This window comes from Pseudomonas sp. SMSB3, from assembly GCF_052041965.1.
Taxonomy (GTDB): domain Bacteria; phylum Pseudomonadota; class Gammaproteobacteria; order Pseudomonadales; family Pseudomonadaceae; genus Aquipseudomonas.
In genome coordinates, this window is record NZ_JBKGGV010000046.1 from 1 (window position 1) to 440 (window position 440).

At 60.5% G+C, this 440-nt stretch carries 1 protein-coding gene; it reads left to right on the forward strand.

Translation table 11 applies throughout. From position 1 onward, the window contains the following. Positions 1-440: immunoglobulin-like domain-containing protein (locus tag ACLEJW_RS23225; RefSeq protein ID WP_440778329.1), on the forward strand; the 440-nt coding region annotated here is incomplete at both ends.

Consider the following 440-nt stretch of genomic DNA (forward strand, 5'->3'; position numbering starts at 1 on the left):
GCAACCGGCGGCAACTTCGAAAACCTGGCGATCAACAGCACCGCTGCGGTGACCAGCGTCACTGACACCATCGACACTTCGACTGTGACGCTGACCGCGACCCCGTCCGTGGCTGAAGGCGGCACAATCATCTACACCGCCAGCGTTAGCGCACCGGTCACTGGCAGTCCGGTCGTTGTGACCTTGGCCAACGGCCAAACCATCAGCATTCCGGTCGGACAGAGCTCGGGCACTGCAACCGGCGCCGTTAGCAATGATGTCTATCAGGGGCATGCGGCCGTCACCAATAGCATCACTAACGTGTCTGGCGGCAACTATGAGAACTTGGTCGCCGATAAAGGCGTTGTGAGTACTGCGGTCACTGACGTGCAGGACACCACAACGGTTTCCCTGTCGGCCACGCAAACCGTCGCTGAGGGCGGGCAGATCGTCTATACCGC